At 62.5% G+C, this 15,481-nt stretch carries 15 protein-coding genes; 13 read left to right on the forward strand and 2 right to left on the reverse strand.

Translation table 11 applies throughout. From position 1 onward, the window contains the following. Window positions 1-9: 9 nt before the first annotated feature. The gene (gene smc / locus M3P88_RS00185) at window positions 10-3,498 is read right to left on the reverse strand and encodes a chromosome segregation protein SMC (protein ID WP_249614092.1); all 3,489 of its coding nucleotides are present in this window, start codon (window positions 3,496-3,498) and stop codon (window positions 10-12) included. Between the two features lie 166 nt (window positions 3,499-3,664). Here smc and M3P88_RS00190 point away from each other — a divergent pair, with 166 nt between their 5' ends. The 13 genes from M3P88_RS00190 (at window position 3,665) to M3P88_RS00255 (ending at window position 14,475) form a co-directional block, all read left to right on the forward strand. Then, window positions 3,665-4,225 carry a YqgE/AlgH family protein gene (locus M3P88_RS00190; protein ID WP_249614093.1) on the forward strand — a complete coding sequence of 187 codons (561 nt, stop codon included), beginning with the start codon at window positions 3,665-3,667 and terminating at the stop codon, window positions 4,223-4,225. Further along, window positions 4,218-4,655, forward strand: a complete 438-nt coding sequence (gene ruvX / locus M3P88_RS00195) for a Holliday junction resolvase RuvX (protein WP_249614094.1) — start codon at window positions 4,218-4,220, stop codon at window positions 4,653-4,655. The genes M3P88_RS00190 and ruvX overlap by 8 nt, the downstream gene beginning before the upstream one ends. A gap of 179 nt (window positions 4,656-4,834) precedes the next feature. After that, on the forward strand, window positions 4,835-5,566 hold the full coding sequence (locus M3P88_RS00200) for an S-methyl-5'-thioinosine phosphorylase (protein WP_249614095.1): 732 nt from the start codon (window positions 4,835-4,837) through the stop codon (window positions 5,564-5,566). 101 nt (window positions 5,567-5,667) lie between these two features. Beyond that, complete coding sequence (gene fliB / locus M3P88_RS00205) at window positions 5,668-6,855, forward strand: flagellin lysine-N-methylase (protein WP_249614096.1); 1,188 nt, start codon at window positions 5,668-5,670, stop codon at window positions 6,853-6,855. Window positions 6,856-7,050: 195 nt separating this feature from the next. After that, complete coding sequence (locus tag M3P88_RS15860; RefSeq protein WP_283773045.1) at window positions 7,051-8,550, forward strand: flagellin N-terminal helical domain-containing protein; 1,500 nt, start codon at window positions 7,051-7,053, stop codon at window positions 8,548-8,550. Between the two features lie 84 nt (window positions 8,551-8,634). Continuing rightward, window positions 8,635-9,045 (forward strand): flagellar protein FlaG, encoded by a 411-nt coding sequence (locus tag M3P88_RS00220; protein ID WP_249614097.1) that lies wholly within the window; start codon window positions 8,635-8,637, stop codon window positions 9,043-9,045. 84 nt (window positions 9,046-9,129) lie between these two features. Then, window positions 9,130-11,139, forward strand: a complete 2,010-nt coding sequence (gene fliD / locus M3P88_RS00225) for a flagellar filament capping protein FliD (protein WP_249614098.1) — start codon at window positions 9,130-9,132, stop codon at window positions 11,137-11,139. A 24-nt stretch (window positions 11,140-11,163) separates the two neighbouring features. After that, entirely contained in the window at window positions 11,164-11,589 is a 426-nt protein-coding gene (gene fliS / locus M3P88_RS00230; RefSeq protein WP_249614099.1) for a flagellar export chaperone FliS, read from the forward strand. Then, on the forward strand, window positions 11,576-11,902 hold the full coding sequence (gene fliT, locus M3P88_RS00235; RefSeq protein ID WP_249614100.1) for a flagellar protein FliT: 327 nt from the start codon (window positions 11,576-11,578) through the stop codon (window positions 11,900-11,902). The genes fliS and fliT overlap by 14 nt, the downstream gene beginning before the upstream one ends. A 32-nt stretch (window positions 11,903-11,934) precedes the next feature. Further along, the gene (locus M3P88_RS00240; RefSeq protein WP_249614101.1) at window positions 11,935-12,312 is read left to right on the forward strand and encodes a DUF2802 domain-containing protein; all 378 of its coding nucleotides are present in this window, start codon (window positions 11,935-11,937) and stop codon (window positions 12,310-12,312) included. After that, on the forward strand, window positions 12,309-13,313 hold the full coding sequence (locus M3P88_RS00245; RefSeq protein WP_249614102.1) for a flagellar hook-length control protein FliK: 1,005 nt from the start codon (window positions 12,309-12,311) through the stop codon (window positions 13,311-13,313). Before M3P88_RS00240 ends, M3P88_RS00245 begins: the two co-directional genes overlap by 4 nt. Further along, entirely contained in the window at window positions 13,306-13,602 is a 297-nt protein-coding gene (locus M3P88_RS00250) for an EscU/YscU/HrcU family type III secretion system export apparatus switch protein (protein ID WP_249614103.1), read from the forward strand. Before M3P88_RS00245 ends, M3P88_RS00250 begins: the two co-directional genes overlap by 8 nt. Window positions 13,603-13,629: 27 nt before the next feature. Then, the gene (locus M3P88_RS00255; protein WP_249614104.1) at window positions 13,630-14,475 is read left to right on the forward strand and encodes an NAD(P)-dependent oxidoreductase; all 846 of its coding nucleotides are present in this window, start codon (window positions 13,630-13,632) and stop codon (window positions 14,473-14,475) included. Window positions 14,476-14,537: 62 nt separating this feature from the next. Here the strand turns inward: M3P88_RS00255 and M3P88_RS00260 are convergent, their stop codons facing one another. Beyond that, on the reverse strand, window positions 14,538-15,404 hold the full coding sequence (locus M3P88_RS00260) for a YicC/YloC family endoribonuclease (RefSeq protein ID WP_249614105.1): 867 nt from the start codon (window positions 15,402-15,404) through the stop codon (window positions 14,538-14,540). Window positions 15,405-15,481: the final 77 nt, after the last annotated feature.

A 15,481-nucleotide genomic window follows, 5' to 3' on the forward strand; every position in this document is an offset into this window, starting at 1 on the left:
TGCGCCAGATCAACCATGCTCGCGCAGCTTCAGCGCCTCGACGATATCGACTGCCACGATGCGGCTCACCCCCTGCTCCTGCATGGTTACCCCCACCAGTTGCTCGGCCATTTCCATGGTCAGGCGGTTGTGGCTGATATAGAGGAACTGGGTGGCATCCGACATTTTCTTTACCAGCTCGCAGAAGCGGCCGGTGTTGGCGTCGTCCAGTGGCGCATCCACTTCATCCAGCAGGCAGAACGGGGCCGGGTTCAGCGAGAACAGCGCAAACACCAGACTCATCGCGGTCAGCGCCTTTTCGCCGCCGGACAAGAGGTGAATGGTGCTGTTTTTCTTGCCCGGCGGCTGGGCAATGATCTGGATGCCGGCATCCAGCAAGTCCTCGCCGGTCAGCACCAGTTCGGCATGGCCGCCGCCAAACAGGGTGGGGAAGAACTCGCTCATCTTGCTGTTGACCGCATCGTAGGTGGTCTTGAGCATGTCGCGCGTTTCACCGTCGATGCGGCTGATGGCGTCTTCCAGCGTGGCCATGGCTTCATTCAGGTCGTCGCATTGCGCGGCCAGATAGTCGCCGCGCTTTTGTGCCTCGGCCAGCTCTTCCAGTGCCGCGAGGTTGACGGCACCCAAGCCCTCCAGCGCGCGCGCCAGGCGCGCGATTTCGGCCGCCAGCGCGTTCGGCTTGACCGCATCGGTCAAGGCTTCCAGCAGCGGCGCCTCGTCGGCACCGGCCTCTTGCAGCTCTTCGGCAAAGCGCGCCATATTCAGCCTGGCCTCCTGATGCTTGAGCAGCCAGTCGCTGCGCGCCTCGCGTAGTGCCGGCAAGCTGGTATTGACCGCCTGTTGCCGTTGCGCCAGCTGGCGCAACTCTTCGGCCAGGCCGGCCAGCGCGTCGCGCGCGCCCGACAGTGCCAGCTCCTGCGTTTCACGCGCCAGAATCGCTTCTTGCAGCATGTCTTCGGGAATGGCCTCGATTACCGTTTCGGCTTCCAGTGCCAGCGTTTCCAACCGCTCGGCCAGCGCCTCTTCGCGTTCGGCCAGCTCGCGCGCGCGCCGCCCGGCCTCGGCGGTTTTTTGCTCGGCGGTGCTCATATTCAGTCTGGCTTCGTGCACGCGGCGCTCGGCGTCGCGGGTGCGGTTGCGTGCCAGCTCCAGCCCGGTTTCGGCATTCAGGCGCGCCAGGCGCGCGTCTTCCAGCGTATAGCTCAGCTCTTCCAGCGTCAGTGCCGCTTCTTCGGCCTGCATGCCCATCTCGGCCATATCCTGCTCGGCCTGGGTCCGTGTTTCCTGCAGCCGTTCGCGTTCGGCATTGATGGCCGACAGGCGCGCGGCGCCCTGGCGTGCGGCCTGATCCAGACGCACATGCTCCAGCGTCAGGGCCGAGAGTTCCTGTTCCAGCCGGCTGATCGCGCCTTTTTGCGCGCGCACCGCCTCGGCCAGCATGCCGGCCATGCTGGCGCTGGCTTCGCGTTTTTTCTGGGCGTGGTCTATTTGCGGTGCCAACTGGGCGCTGCGCGCGCGCGCCGCATCCAGCGCGCTTTTGCGCGCCATCAGGCCGGCGCCCGAGGCTTCGGCGTAATAGGCGACACTGAGCGCATCGACCCGATGTCCGGCCGGCGTGATCCACGCCTCACCCATGGCCAGTTCGCCGCGGCGCTCCAGCGCTTCCTCCAGCGTGTCGGCGCAATAGAGGCCGGCCAGCCATAGATTCAGCGCCGCATCAAACGGCGCGGCCGCGCGCGCATGCGCTGACAATGGCGTGGCGTGGCGCGCCGGGTTGGCGGCCTGAGGGGCGCCTTGGGCGTCGATCAGCTGCAGCGCCGCCGGCGGCAGGCTGTCGGGCAAGTCGGCGGCGCGCGCCGACAAGCGTTTGTCCAGCACCGCTTCGATGGCGATGCGCCATGGCTCGGGAACTTGCAGTGTCTGCCAGAGCTGCGGCGCATCGCTTAAGTGCTGGCGCTCCAGATAGTCGCCCAGCGCCTCACCGGCGGCTTCGCGCTGGAGCATATTGTCCAGCGCCTCGGCTTCGGCTTCGGCGCGGGCCTGTTCGGTGCGCAGCTTGGCGAGTGCCGCATCGGCGTGTTCGCGCTCGCTGGCCATATCGGCGAGTTTGGCTTCATCCGCCGCCACGCGTGCACGCACCGCATCCAGTGCGGCGCGTGCCTGCGCAACCTTGTCTTCGGCACCTTGCAGCGCCGCCGCTTCCGGCAGCGCCAAAGCCTGCAGTTCGCGCGTCAGTGCGTCTTCGCGCTCGGCGACTTGCTGCAAGGCCTGTTGGCGATGCAGGATGCCCTGGCGTGCCAGCTCGTGTTCGCGGCTAAGCTGGGCCTGGCTGGCGGTGAGGCTGGCCAGGTTCGCGTCGCAGCCGCGAAATGCGCCTTCGGCTTCGGGCAGGCTGGTGGCGCCGTCTTCCAGCGCCATCTGCGCCTCTTCCTGCACCATCTGCGCTTCTTCCAGTCGCGGCAGCCATTCGTCCAGCTCGGCCTCCATCTGGGCGCGGCTAGCGGCCAGGGTCTGGCGCTCGTTTTGCAATACGCCCATTTCGCGCGCAATACGGCTCTGGTTTTCGCTTTGGTGGCGTTGCTGCTCTTCCAGCCGGGTGAGCTGGCTGCTGGCATCAAACAGTGCCTGCTGTGCCGTCTGCACATGGTCGCTGGCGCTGAAGTGCGCTTCGCGCACCGTTTCCAGCCGGGTATCCAGCTCGGTCAGCAGCGCCGCCTGGGCGCTCTCTTCGGTTTCCAGACGGGCAAGCTCGCTGCGCGCCGCCGCTTCCAGCCGTGCCGCTTCTTCGCGCCGCGCCAGCGCCAGCAGGTTTTGCTTGAAGGTAAGGGCACCGCGCAAATCGTTGTACTGGGCGGCGACTTCGGCCTGCTCGGACAGGCGTTCGACCTGGCGTGTCAGTTCCTGCTGCAAGTCGGCGATGCGCTCGAGATTGTCGCGGGTGTCGCGCAGGCGGTTTTCGGTCTCGCGCCGGCGCTCCTTGTATTTGGATACGCCGGCGGCTTCTTCCAGATAGGCGCGCAGCTCTTCCGGGCGCGCCTCGATAATGCGCGAGATCATGCCCTGCTCGATCACCGCATAGCCGCGTGCGCCGACACCGGTGCCGAGGAAGAGATCGGTAATGTCGCGCCGCCGTACCTGCTGGTTATTGATGTAGTAGCTGGACTCGCCCTGGCGCGTCAGCACGCGCTTGATCGCCACCTCGACATACTGGCCCCAGCTGCCGGACAGGGTGGCGTCGCTATTGTCGAATACCAGCTCGACCGAGGCGCGGCTGACTGGCTTGCGCGTGGTCGAGCCGTTGAAAATCACGTCCTGCATCGATTCGCCGCGCAACTGTTTGGCCGAAGATTCGCCCAGTACCCAGCGCACCGCATCGATCACATTGGATTTGCCGCAGCCATTGGGGCCGATCACCGCCACCAGTTGCCCGGGCACCGGGATATTGGTCGGGTCGACAAAGGATTTAAAGCCGGAGAGCTTGATATGGGTCAGGCGCAAGAGGTGGTTCCAGATAGGCGAAGCGAAAGGAGGTGATTCTACAGCAGGGGAGTAGGGAGTAGGGAGTAGGGAGTAGGGAGTAGGGAGTAGGGGCTCGGTTCCCCGTTCCCGGGGCCCGCGCCTTTCGTGCTTGCCCCGCAGCGCATTGCCTACCCATAATGTCGGCATGAGCGACCTGACCCTTTCCCACCATTTCCTTATCGCCATGCCCAATATGGCCGACCCGCTATTTGCCAAATCGCTGGTGTATCTGTGCGACCACGGCGACCACGGCGCGATGGGGATGATTATCAACAAGCCCTCCGGCATCAGCATGGCCAAGCTGTTTAGCCAGATCGAGCTGACGCTGGACGCGGGCGCGCTGGCCGATGCCCCGGTGCTGTTCGGCGGGCCGGTGCAGCCGGAGCGCGGTTTTGTGCTGCATGAGCCTTTGGGCGACTGGCAGTCCAGTCTGCACATCAGCGACTCGCTGGCGCTGACCACCTCGCGCGATGTGCTGCAGGCGGTGTCCGAGGGGATCGGGCCTGTGCGCCTGACCATGTCGCTAGGCTACGCCGGCTGGGAAGCCGGCCAACTGGAGCAGGAAATCGCCCAGAATGCCTGGCTGACGGTGGCTGCCGACAGCAAGATCATCTTCGATCTGCCGCCCGAGGCGCGTTACGCCGCCGCCATCGCCTTGCTCGGCTTCGACCCTGCGCTGTTGTCGGGGGATGTCGGTCATGCGTGAACAACTGGCTGGCACCGTACTGGGCTTTGATTTTGGCGAGCGGCGCATCGGGGTGGCGCTGGGCGAAACCCTGCTTGGCATCGCCCACCCGCTGATTACCATCGACACCCTGGTGACCGATGAGCGTTTTGCCGCCATCGCGAACCTGCTGGCCGAATGGAAGCCGGTGGCGCTGATTGTCGGGCTGCCCACCCACGCCGACGGCACCGCGCACAATATGACCCGTCTGGCCATCAAGTTTTCCAACCGGCTCAAAGCGCGCTACGGCCTGCCGGTGTTTCTGGTGGACGAGCGTTATACCTCGGAAGTGGCCGAGAGCATGCTGGGCGAAGCAGGCTTGCGCGGGCGCAAGCAAAAACCCGCGCTGGACCAAGTGGCGGCACAGACGATTTTGCAGTCGTGGTTCGAGGGCGTGGGCGAGCGGGCGTGATGCCGGCATCGGCGTATCGTGCTGGCCGATGCGGATAAATAGCGCAGCGCCACATCGTGGGGCTGCGCTTTTTGAATATATTTCCCGGTTTGATTCCGCTGTTTGATTTGGCTGCTATGCCGTCAAATGCATCTGTGTTTCAATAACCCAAAATTTAATATTCCGTCGGGGGTGACCGTATGCTCGCCATTATCGGAGGCCGTGGTCTGGCCAGCCTGCCAAGCCTGGAAGTCACGCACCGCCAGCTGATCCGTACCCCGTACGGCGAGCCGTCCTGCCCGCTGACCTATGGCCGCATCGGCACGCAAGGCGTGGTATTTATGGCACGCCACGGTTATGGCCACTCGCTGGCGCCGCACGAAATCAATTACCGCGCCAACCTGTGGGCGCTGCATAGCCAGGGCGTGCGCTGCATTATTGCGGTCGGCGCGGTCGGTGGCATACGCGCCGATATGGCGCCGGGTACGCTGTTGTTGCCGCACGACATCATCGACTACAGCTGGGGGCGCAAGCACACCTTCTTCGAAGGCCCGGAGCGGCCGGTGGTGCACGCCGACTTCACCCGTCCCTACTGCCCGAAGATGCGCGCCCGCCTGCTGGCCAGCGCAGCCCAAAGCGGCATCCCCCTGCTGGATGGCGGCGTGTATGCCTGCACCCAAGGCCCGCGCCTGGAGAGCAGCGCCGAAATTCGCCGGCTGGAGGGCGATGGCTGCGACATCGTCGGCATGACCGGCATGCCCGAAGCCGCGCTGGCGCGCGAGCTGGATCTGCCCTATGCCCACCTGTGTCTGGTGGTCAACTGGGCCGCCGGCAAGGGCGAGTCGGCCGAGCAAGTCGCATTTGAACCGGCCGCGCTGGGGCAGGGCGTAGCGGCGGTCGGCCAGTTGATCGAGACTTTGTGCCGGATGTGAACCATGGCCACGGCCTCTGGGGTCTGATCCTAGCCAACACCATTTTGAAAAATGGACAATTAAGACCGCCAGCCTGCTGCTGGCGGTGATTGGAGTTTCTGATGATAACAACAACGCGCGATATGCTGGTTCCTGCCTATCTGGGTAAATTTTCCTGCCTGGGCCCTGCCTGCCCCGATACCTGTTGTTATGGCTGGAGTGTGGCTGTCGAGCACGATAGCTATCGGCGGCTGAAAAACCTGCCCGACCCCGAACTCAAGCCGCTGATCGCGCAGGCACTCAAGCGCGGCCAGGGCAAGAGCGGCAGCGCCGATTTCGGCTTTCTGGCCGTTGGTGGCGCCGACGGCCGCTGTCCGCTGCTTAGCGGCGAGGGCCTGTGCCAGTTGCATGCCCGTTGTGGCGAGGTAGTGCTGCCCAATATCTGTGCCACTTATCCGCGCATCACCATCGAAGCGGCCGGGCACTATGTACAGACCGCGTCGCCGTCCTGCCCCGAGGTGGCGCGCTTGCTGGTCGAGGACGCCGGCGCGGTGCAGCTGACCATTGAGCAGCGAACCGTCCGGCCGCGAATGGTCAGTAGTAAGACAGGGGGTGAGCCCAACGAGAATGTAAGGGTGCTCTACCTTGGCGTGCTGGGTAGCCAGGATATCCCGCTATGGCAGCGGCTGGGCTTGTTGCTGCTGATCGCCGAATCGGTCGACGCGGCACGGGTTGCTCCTGTCGCCGAGGGTGTCGCGCGTGAGACCGAGATCCAGCGCGTGCTGGATGAATGGCAGTACTTGCTGGCGTCGGGTGATGCCATGCAGGCGGTTGCCTTGTGGCGGCGCGACGATGATCTGCACTTGCAGCTGATGGCCGCGCTTAGCCGCCTGCGTACGCGCTGGGCGCTGACGCGACAGCGCTACTGCGAACTGGTCGGCGAAGCCGCCGCCGGCTGGGATAGCGGCGTGTCGGCGGAATCCGCGCTGGCCGATGCGGATCTGGACGCGGTACTGGGGAGGGTGCTGTACAACCATGCGCTGGGCCACTATATGCCGTTGGCGCCGGAGTCATCCCTGTTCGCCAATACCGTGCTGCTGTGTACCCAATACCTGAGCCTGCGTTTCTGGTGGGCGGGGCTCGCGCTGGCGCGTGACCGCGCGCTGAATGCGCCGGAGCAGGCCGAGTTGCTGGCCAATTACTACCGCGAGGTGATACATAGCCCGACGTATCTAACCGAGTGCGTGCGCGTGCTGGGCGAGGTTGGTTTTGCCAAGGCCGAGCACTGGTTGCGGGTGCTGCCGGCTTGAGTCGTGCCACTGCCGGGGTGCTTTCGTCGATATGGCGCAGGCGTTTGCCGTTGCTGGCCAGAAGACGACCGGTGAAAAATATAAAAAAGTCCTAAAGGTTTGATAGGGCGGGACGATAAAACGGGTGAAGGCTGCACACCGGCATGGGGTCGGGGTGGCGGGCCTGATGGATAACCCAGCACAAGGAACATCATCATGTCGATGAGCATCAATACCAACACTGCCTCGCTCAACGCCCAGCGCAATCTGTCCGGTTCCCAGTCTGCCCTGTCGACGTCCTTGCAGCGCCTGTCCTCGGGTATGCGCATCAACAGCGCCAAGGACGACGCTGCCGGTCTCGCCATTTCCGAGCGCATGAGCAGCCAGATTAATGGCTTGGATCAGGCGCGCCGCAACGCCAACGACGGCATCTCGCTGGCGCAGACCGCCGAAGGCGGCATGACCTCTGCTTCCGACATGCTGCAGCGCATGCGCACGCTGGCGGTGCAGTCGGCCAACGATACCAACTCGGCCTCCGACCGCAAGGCGATCCAGTCCGAAGTCACCCAGTTGCAGGAAGAGCTGAACCGCCTGGTCGACACCACCCAGTTCAACGGCAAGAACATCCTCGACGGCACGCTGAGCGATGCCCAGTTCCAGGTCGGTGCCAACGCCAACCAGACCATCAACGTATCGGTCGGCAGCATCCGCGGTAACGAAATCGGCAGCTACCAAACCAGCGCGGCCGGCATCGCCATGGGTGCTGCAGTGGCAAGCAAGGCTGCCGGTACGCCTGAAGCCAATGGTGTGGTGGCCCAAAAGCTGACGGTGGCCGGTACGGGTAAGCCAGAGACTGTTGCCGTCACGGCAGGAGACAGTGCCAAAACTATTGCCAAGGGCGTGAACGATGTCAGCGGCAAAACCGGGGTCACGGCAACCGCTGAAACCACGGTCAAGCTGACGGAAATCGATGATGGTACCGTCTCGTTCAAGTTGCAGGCCGATGGTGGGCAGAAAGTGGACATTTCGGCGCTGGTTTCGGGGGGCGATACCAAGGCACTGGCCGAGGCGATTAACGCCCAGACCGCGCAAACCGGCATCACGGCGAAGGCGGGTAAAAACGGTGAACTGGAGCTTAAAGACAACACCGGTGCGGATATCAAGTTGTCGGGTTACTCCAACTCGACGCTGGGTAGCACTATTCAGGTGGCAGGTAGTAGCGATACCCCTGTAACCATCAAGGGGCCGGTAGCGGCTACGGATCCAGATGATCCTCCGGTTGTTCAGGCTGACGACAGCGTCACCGTGACCGGCTCGTTGAAATTCGATTCCAATACCGGTTTCAATGTGACATCCACTACCGGTGACATGATGACAAGCGCAGCGGCGAATGCAAAACTGGCTTCAGTTGCCGGCATCGACCTGAGCGATACTGATGGTGCCAACGCCGCACTCAAGGTGCTCGATGCTGCGCTGTCGACGGTCAACTCGCGCCGTGCCGACCTTGGCGCCGTGCAGAACCGCTTCAGCAACACCATCTCCAACCTGCAGTCGAGCGCGGAGAACCTGAACGCGTCGCGCGGCCGTATTCTGGATACCGACTTCGCGGCGGAAACCGCCAAGATGTCGCGCAACCAGGTGCTGCAGCAGGCCGGTACCGCCATGCTGGCGCAGGCCAACCAATTGCCACAGCAGGTGCTGCAACTGCTGCGTTAAGCGCCGCCGGTTTCTGCTGCTGACAAATAGACACGCAACCCGGTGGGCGCAAGCTGCCGGGTTTTTGTTTGCGAGGGGAAAATCATGACGACTTTAGGTCCGATGACGCCGGCAGGTGGCGGTTATGCCGCACCGGTAGCCAATGAGCAGGGTAGCCGGCCACAGGCTTTGCCGGCGCAGCAAAGCAGCGCGCCAACGGTCGCGGTGGCCGCCGGTGCGGTGCAGGCGCTGGGGAATAGTGCGAGTAGCGGGCAAGCCAAGGGTGGCGCCGAAGAGCGTGACCTGAAGGGGGCGCTGGAAAAGGTTAACAAGCTGGTCAGTGCCTACTCCAGCGAGCTGAAGTTTAGTGTTGACGACGATACCGGCATTCAGGTGGTCAAGGTGATCGACAAGAGCACCGACGAGGTCATTCGCCAGATGCCCTCCGAAGAAATGCTGAAAATCGCGCAGAGTCTGGACAAGATTGTGGGCGTGCTGTTTAAAGACAAGGCCTGAGTTCACCGTGCTTGTGTTGTGACAAGGCAGGGTAGCGGGCGTCGTGGCATGATCCCAAACCGTAAAAGATAAAGGAGAGGCAAGATGGCGCTAAGTGTGGGAGGTCTGGGCTCGGGTATGGATGTTGACGGGCTGATCAAGAACCTGATGGCGGTCGAGTCGCGTCCTTTATATATCTTGCAGCAAAAAGAGGCGCAACTGCAGCAAAAAATATCGGCTACCGGCCAGGTCAAGGGGGCGGTGTCCGAGTTTCAGAGTGCGGTCAAGGCTTTGCAGGATGCGGGCAAGTTCGTGTCGTTCAAGGGGACGAGCAGTTCGACCGATCACGTCGATATTTCCGCCTCCAGCAAGGCGCCGACCGGCTCGTTCTCGGTGCTGGTGCAGCAGCTGGCGCAGGAGCAGAAGCTGGCGTCGGGCACGTTCACCAGCGCCAAATCGGCGGTGAATGGCGGTACGGAAAGCAAGCTGACCTTTTCCTTCGGTACGACCGGGGCGGATGGCAGCTTTAGCAGCGATGGCAGCAAAGCACCCAAGTCGGTAACCATTCCGGCCAATGCGACGCTGGAGGATATCCGCGACGCAGTGAACAAGGAAGACATTGGGGTTACGGCCAGCATCGTGAATGATGGCTCTGGTTACAAGCTGGTGTATTCGTCGAAGCATACCGGCACCGAAAGCACGATGAAAATCGAAGCGAGCGATCCTGCGCTCAATCAGGTGGCGACGCATGACAAGGACGGTAAGCGCCTGCTGGGGGGCGATGGCAAACCGTTGCTGACCCAGGTGCAGGCGGCGAAGGATGCCAAGTTCTTACTGGATGGCATCCAGGTGGTCAAACAGAGCAATACGGTGAGCGATGCAATTGACGGCGTGACACTCACGCTGAAAAAAGCGCAGGAAGAAGGCAAGGACAGCGCGGTGCGGCTATCGGTGTCCAAGGATACTTCCGGCATCAAGAGCTCGCTCGAGGGGCTGGTGGAAGGTTACAACAAGCTGATGAAGGCGCTCAAGGATGTATCCGGTGTGAATTTGGATGCGTCTGTAAAGCCGGGTGAGCAGCGGCCGGCCGGTGTCCTTAACGGCGCCAGCATCATCCGTACCATCCAGAGCCAGATTCGCTCGGCCTTTAACGAGGGGGGCGACAATGGCGGCATCTATACCATGGCATCGCAGTTCGGCCTGACGTTCAATCAGGACGGTACCATGAAGCTGGATGACAAGCTGTTGGACAAGGCACTGGAAAAGAACGCTGACGATATCGCCAAATTCTTCGCCACCGATGCCATCACCTCGGATTCGGGGATTTCGTATGTAGGCGGCAGCAGCAAGACGCAGGCCGGCGAGTACGAGGTGGTGATCACCCAGTTGCTCAACGGTACCAAGGAAGCGGACGAAAAACCCGAGTTGACGGTAAATGCCGACAACAAGGATTTCAAGATCAAGGTCGATGGCAAGGAAGTCAGCGTGTCATTGACCGAGAAGACTTATGCTTCCGCTGCCGAACTGGCGCACGAGATCGAGTCAGGTATCAATGCCAAGCTGGGCAAGGATGGCAAGGTGTCGGTGACGGTGGATCCGGACAGCGGCAAGCTGGCGATCCAGTCGGGCAAGACCGGCAAGGAGTCGTCGGTAGAGCTGGTGTCGGGTCTTGAGTTTGCCGGTTTCAAACCCGGCGCAGGCATTCCCGGCGGCGACAGCGTGGCCGGCACGATCGGTGGCCACCCGGCCAAGGGTGATGGCAACAAGCTGGTGGGCGCGGTCGGCACGCCGGTTGAAGGGCTGACTATTGCCGTGAATGGTGGCGTGACGGGCAATCGCGGTACGGTATCGTTTACCAAGGGTTTTGCCTTCGATCTGGACCAGAAGCTGGATGGCCTGGTCAAGACCGATGGTGCGATTGATGCCTTCAGCAAGGGCTTGAGCGAATCGGCCAAAGGCCTGACCACACAGCAGGAGGCATTGCAGCGGCGTCTGGTGCAAACCGAGAAGCGCTATCGTGCCGAGTTTAATGCGATGGATGCCATGCTGGCGCAGTACCAGAACATGAGTAATTTCCTGACGCAACAATTGGCCGGCCTATCCGGCAACCGATAATCGCAATTCAAAGAGGGGACGGATGTGAATATCCGCAGAATGCAGCAGGCTTATGGCAGTTCGGCCTTGGAAAACGAAGTCGGCGGTGCCAGTCCGCACAAGCTGGTATTGATGTTGTTTGATGGTGCTTTGCAGGCAATTCGTCTGGCCAAGCTGCAAATGGCGCAGGGCAAGGTAGCCGAGAAGGGCAAGTTGATTGGCAAGGCGGTATCGATTATCGACGAGGGCCTGCGCAATTCGCTGGATGCCGAGCAAGGCGGCGAGCTGGCGGTGAATCTGGCCAGCCTGTACGAGTATTGCACCCGGCGTTTGCTTGAGGCCAATCTGCACAATGACGAGGCCGCGCTGGATGAGGTTGATGCGTTGTTGGGCGAGGTGCGTTCGGCTTGGGCCGAAATCGGTTACAAGCCGGCGCCGGCGGCCGTGGAGCCCGCCCATGCCCTACGCTGAGGCGTTAGCGGCATGGCAGGCTTTTGCCGGGCTGGCCGAGGCGGCGCGGCGGGCGGCCGAACAAGAAGACTGGACGCAGGCGCTGGTGCTGGGCGAGCGTCTGATGGCTGAGCAGGACGGTTTGCCGCGGCTGGAGACGCTGGCGCTGTCGGAAGATGAACAGGCGACGTTGCGCCTGACGCTGACGGCAGTTCAGGCTAATATCGAACAGTCGCGCCGCTTGATGGGGCGCGAGCGTGATACCCTTTCCGAAGAAATGCATCATCTGCGCACCCGCAGCCGCGTACTGGACGCCTATAGCAAGGGCCTGTAGCACGGGTGCGGTGTCCCTGTCAGGAGGCTGAAGTGGAAATATGGCTGCTGCTTGCATGTTTATCTGTTGCCGTGGCCGCGCTGGGCTGGCAGGTGTACCGCTTGCGTAGTGCGGTGCGGGTAGCGGATACGCACCAGATCGAGTTGCAGGCGCAAATTACCCGCCTGCAAAGAGACCTGCACAGCCTGAGCACGCCGCAGCCGATTGCGGAGTCGCCACCGCAGACGACCGAGCCGCTGCGGCGGCGCAACGATCCGCCGCTCTCATCTGAACTTTCTTCTCCCTACAATCAGGCGATCGAGCTGGCGCGCCATGGCCTGTCGGCCGGCGAAGTTGCCGAGCGCTGCGGTATTTCGCGCAGCGAGGCCGAGCTGATTGTTTCCCTTTACCGCAATAGTTCGACTTCATGATTCCTTCTCTGGGTAATGCGCCGGGCCAAAGTCTGCCGGCGCAGGGACAGGCGCGGATTGATAACGCCCGTTTCCTGAAAGATGCCGGCCGCGGCCTGATTGCGGTAGACAAGGCGCCGGGCAAAGTCCCGGCCTTGTTATTGGGTGAAACGGTGAATGCGCGCGTGGTCGAGCGTCTGCCGGACAATAAGCTGGTCGCGCTGATCAAAAACGGTCTGTTTACCCTGCAATTGCCGCCGGGCGTCTCGGCCAAGGGCGAAAGTATTGCGCTTAAAGTCGCGGCGCTGGCGCCGGCACTGACTTTTGCGCTGGCGGCCGATGCCGGCGAGCCGGCGCAAAACAGCTCGGTCGCGGTGCGTTTGAGTAGTGCCACGCGCTATCTGTCGGATCTGCTGCGCGCCGCGCCGCAAGCTGCGGGCAAGGCGAGTACGCTGCTTGACCCGCAAGCGCCGCTGTCGGTGCGCGCCGACAGCCTCGCGCAGGTGGTCAAGCAAAGCGGGGTGTTTTACGAGTCGCAGCAAAAAGCCTGGGTCGAAGGGCGTTTGCCGCTGGAAAAGCTGCAAAGCCAGCCGCAGGCACAAGCCGGCGAGCTGTTGAAGCAGGAGCCGCAAGCGCGTAGCCAAGTGATGGCCGAGCTGGGCAGCGTATTGCAAAAACAGCTGGATACGCTGGAAAGCCGCGTGCTCAATGTCAACGCCCAGGCTTGGCCGGGGCAGGCGGCACAATGGCAGATTGAGCGCGAAGCGGCCAATGAGCAGGGGGCCGAGGGCGGCGGCGAGATTCCGGTATGGGCCACGCGGCTGAATCTGGATTTGCCGGCACTGGGCAGCTTGGGCGCACGCGTGCGTCTGGTCGGCCACCAGATTCAGCTGACGCTGGACGCGGATGACACAACCGCGGCCCTGATCGAAACCCACCGCGCACGGCTGGAAGACGGCCTGGCCGCCGCCGGTCTGGCGCTGGTGGCGCTGAATATCAAATCCGCGAGCACTGATGAATAAACCCGCCAACCGTACTTCTGCCGTGGCGCTCTCTTACCAGGAGGGCAAGAGCGCGCCGCAGGTGGTGGCCAAGGGCTATGGCCAGATGGCCGAGCGCATTATCGAGCGCGCGCGCGAGTCGGGCGTGTTTGTGCACGATTCGCCCGAACTCGTGAATCTGCTGATGCAGGTCAATCTGGATGACCATATCCCGCCGGAGCTGTATCGCGCCGTGGCCGAGCTTCTGGCCTTTGTCTATTTTCTCGAGCAGCAGGCAGCAGGCAAGGACATGCCCGACGCGGTATTATGACGTTTTATAGTTTGCAGTGAGGTTAAAATGAAAATCGGGTATATTGGTCTGGGCATTATGGGCAAACCGTGCGTGCAAAACCTGCTCAAGGCCGGTTTTGCGGTGACGGTGTGGGCGCGCCGCCCCGAGTCGGCCAAGGCCTTGCTGGATGCGGGGGCGACTTGGACCGATAGCGTGGCGCAACTGGCTGCTGAAGTCGATGTGCTGGTCAGCAATGTGTCCGATACGCCGGATGTGGCGGCGCTGATGAAAGAGGTGGCAAACGCGGCGAGGCCCGGCCTGATCTGTGTCGATATGAGCACTATCTCGCCCTTGGGCGCGCGCGAGATTGCCACGGCGCTGGCAGAAAAAGGCGTGGATTTTCTCGATTGCCCGGTGTCCGGCGGTGAAGCCGGTGCCATTGCCGGTACGCTGACCATTATGGTGGGCGGCAAGGCCGCGGCGCTGGAGGTGGTGCGGCCGGTGCTGGCTGCGATGGGGCAGACCATCACCCATATTGGCGACTCGGGTGCCGGGCAGGTGGCCAAGGCCTGCAACCAGATTGCCGTCGGTGCCGGCATTGCTGCCGTGGCCGAAATCATGAAGCTGACCCGCGCCTGCGGTGTGGATCCGGTGCCGGTGCGCGCGGCGTTGCTGGGCGGCTTTGCCCAGAGCAAGGTGCTGGATATCCACGGCCAGCGCATGATAGACGACAACTACGCCCCCGGTTTCAAGGCCGTGTTGCATCAAAAAGACATGGGCATCGTGCTGGATACCGCTGCCGAGCTGGGAATTAGCTTGCCGGCGGCGGCACGGGTTCGCGCGCTGATTGACGAGCTGGTCGCCGGCGGCGATGGCGAACTGGATTCGTCAGCCATTGCACGCCTGGTGTGACAGTCTCTGATCCTTCTCCCGCCTAGCGGGAGAAGGTGGTGCGCAGCGCCGGATGAGGGGGCTTATTCGATGTTCTGGATTTGCTCGCGCATCTGCTCAATCAGTACTTTCAGCTCGACCGAGGCCTGCGTGGTTTCGGTCGAGACCGATTTGGAGCCCAGGGTGTTGGCTTCGCGGTTGAGTTCCTGCATCAGGAAGTCGAGGCGCTTGCCGGCCTGGCCGCCGGCCTTGAGGATGCGGCGCACTTCGCTGATATGCGCGCCCAGACGGCCGAGTTCTTCGTCTACATCCATTTTTTGGGCGAACAGGGCGAATTCCTGCTTGATGCGGTCGTCGTCCACGCTGCCCAGTGCATCTTGCAGCCGGTGCGAGAGTCTGGCCATATAGCCGTCGAGAATTTGTGGCAGGCGCGGCTTGATCTCGCGTACGATGGCTTCCATGCCATCCAGCCTGTCCAGCAGGATTTGCTTGAGTTTTTCGCCTTCGCGCGCACGGCTGGCGTTAAAGTCGGTCAAGAGTTCGGTCAGGCAGTCGATGCACAGCTGTTGCAGCACTTCGGGAGCCAGTTCATTGGAGCGCAGCACGCCTTGCCAGCGCATCAGTTCGCCAACCGACAGGCCGCGGGCATCGGGTGCTAGCGTACGGATGTCGGCGGCGACATCGAGCAGGCTTTGCAGGTAGTCGCGGTTCAGTTCCAGCGTCGGCACTTGCGAGTCGACCTGATTGAGCGAGACGCGGCACTCGATCTTGCCGCGGCTGGCTTTGGCCGAGATGCGTTCGCGCAAGGCCGGGTCGACGATGCGCAGCTCTTCCGGCAGGCGCAGCTGGACATCAAGGTAGCGGTGGTTGACGGCGCGTAGTTCCATCGCCAGCATCCCGCCGGTAAATTCGCGGGTGATGGCGGCAAAGCCGGTCATGCTGAGTATCATGGTTTTCTTCCGGTAGGTTTTGATTCAGGAACCGGGCCCGGATGGTGTAATTTCATCAAGGCCCACAACACTATAAC

Origin of the sequence: Craterilacuibacter sp. RT1T (genome assembly GCF_023502145.1) — a bacterium.
In the GTDB taxonomy this organism is placed as follows: domain Bacteria; phylum Pseudomonadota; class Gammaproteobacteria; order Burkholderiales; family Chromobacteriaceae; genus Craterilacuibacter.

Bases quoted from the DNA above. Each gene is read 5' to 3' on its own strand.
- M3P88_RS00190 (WP_249614093.1), top strand. From the start codon at position 3,665: ATGAGCGACCTGACCCTTTCCCACCATTTCCTTATCGCCATGCCCAAT.
- ruvX (WP_249614094.1), top strand. From the start codon at position 4,218: ATGCGTGAACAACTGGCTGGCACCGTACTGGGCTTTGATTTTGGCGAG.
- M3P88_RS00200 (WP_249614095.1), top strand. From the start codon at position 4,835: ATGCTCGCCATTATCGGAGGCCGTGGTCTGGCCAGCCTGCCAAGCCTG.
- fliB (WP_249614096.1), top strand. From the start codon at position 5,668: ATGATAACAACAACGCGCGATATGCTGGTTCCTGCCTATCTGGGTAAA.
- M3P88_RS15860 (WP_283773045.1), top strand. From the start codon at position 7,051: ATGTCGATGAGCATCAATACCAACACTGCCTCGCTCAACGCCCAGCGC.
- M3P88_RS00220 (WP_249614097.1), top strand. From the start codon at position 8,635: ATGACGACTTTAGGTCCGATGACGCCGGCAGGTGGCGGTTATGCCGCA.
- fliD (WP_249614098.1), top strand. From the start codon at position 9,130: ATGGCGCTAAGTGTGGGAGGTCTGGGCTCGGGTATGGATGTTGACGGG.
- fliT (WP_249614100.1), top strand. From the start codon at position 11,576: ATGCCCTACGCTGAGGCGTTAGCGGCATGGCAGGCTTTTGCCGGGCTG.
- M3P88_RS00245 (WP_249614102.1), top strand. From the start codon at position 12,309: ATGATTCCTTCTCTGGGTAATGCGCCGGGCCAAAGTCTGCCGGCGCAG.
- M3P88_RS00250 (WP_249614103.1), top strand. From the start codon at position 13,306: ATGAATAAACCCGCCAACCGTACTTCTGCCGTGGCGCTCTCTTACCAG.
- M3P88_RS00255 (WP_249614104.1), top strand. From the start codon at position 13,630: ATGAAAATCGGGTATATTGGTCTGGGCATTATGGGCAAACCGTGCGTG.
- M3P88_RS00260 (WP_249614105.1), bottom strand. From the start codon at position 15,404: ATGATACTCAGCATGACCGGCTTTGCCGCCATCACCCGCGAATTTACC.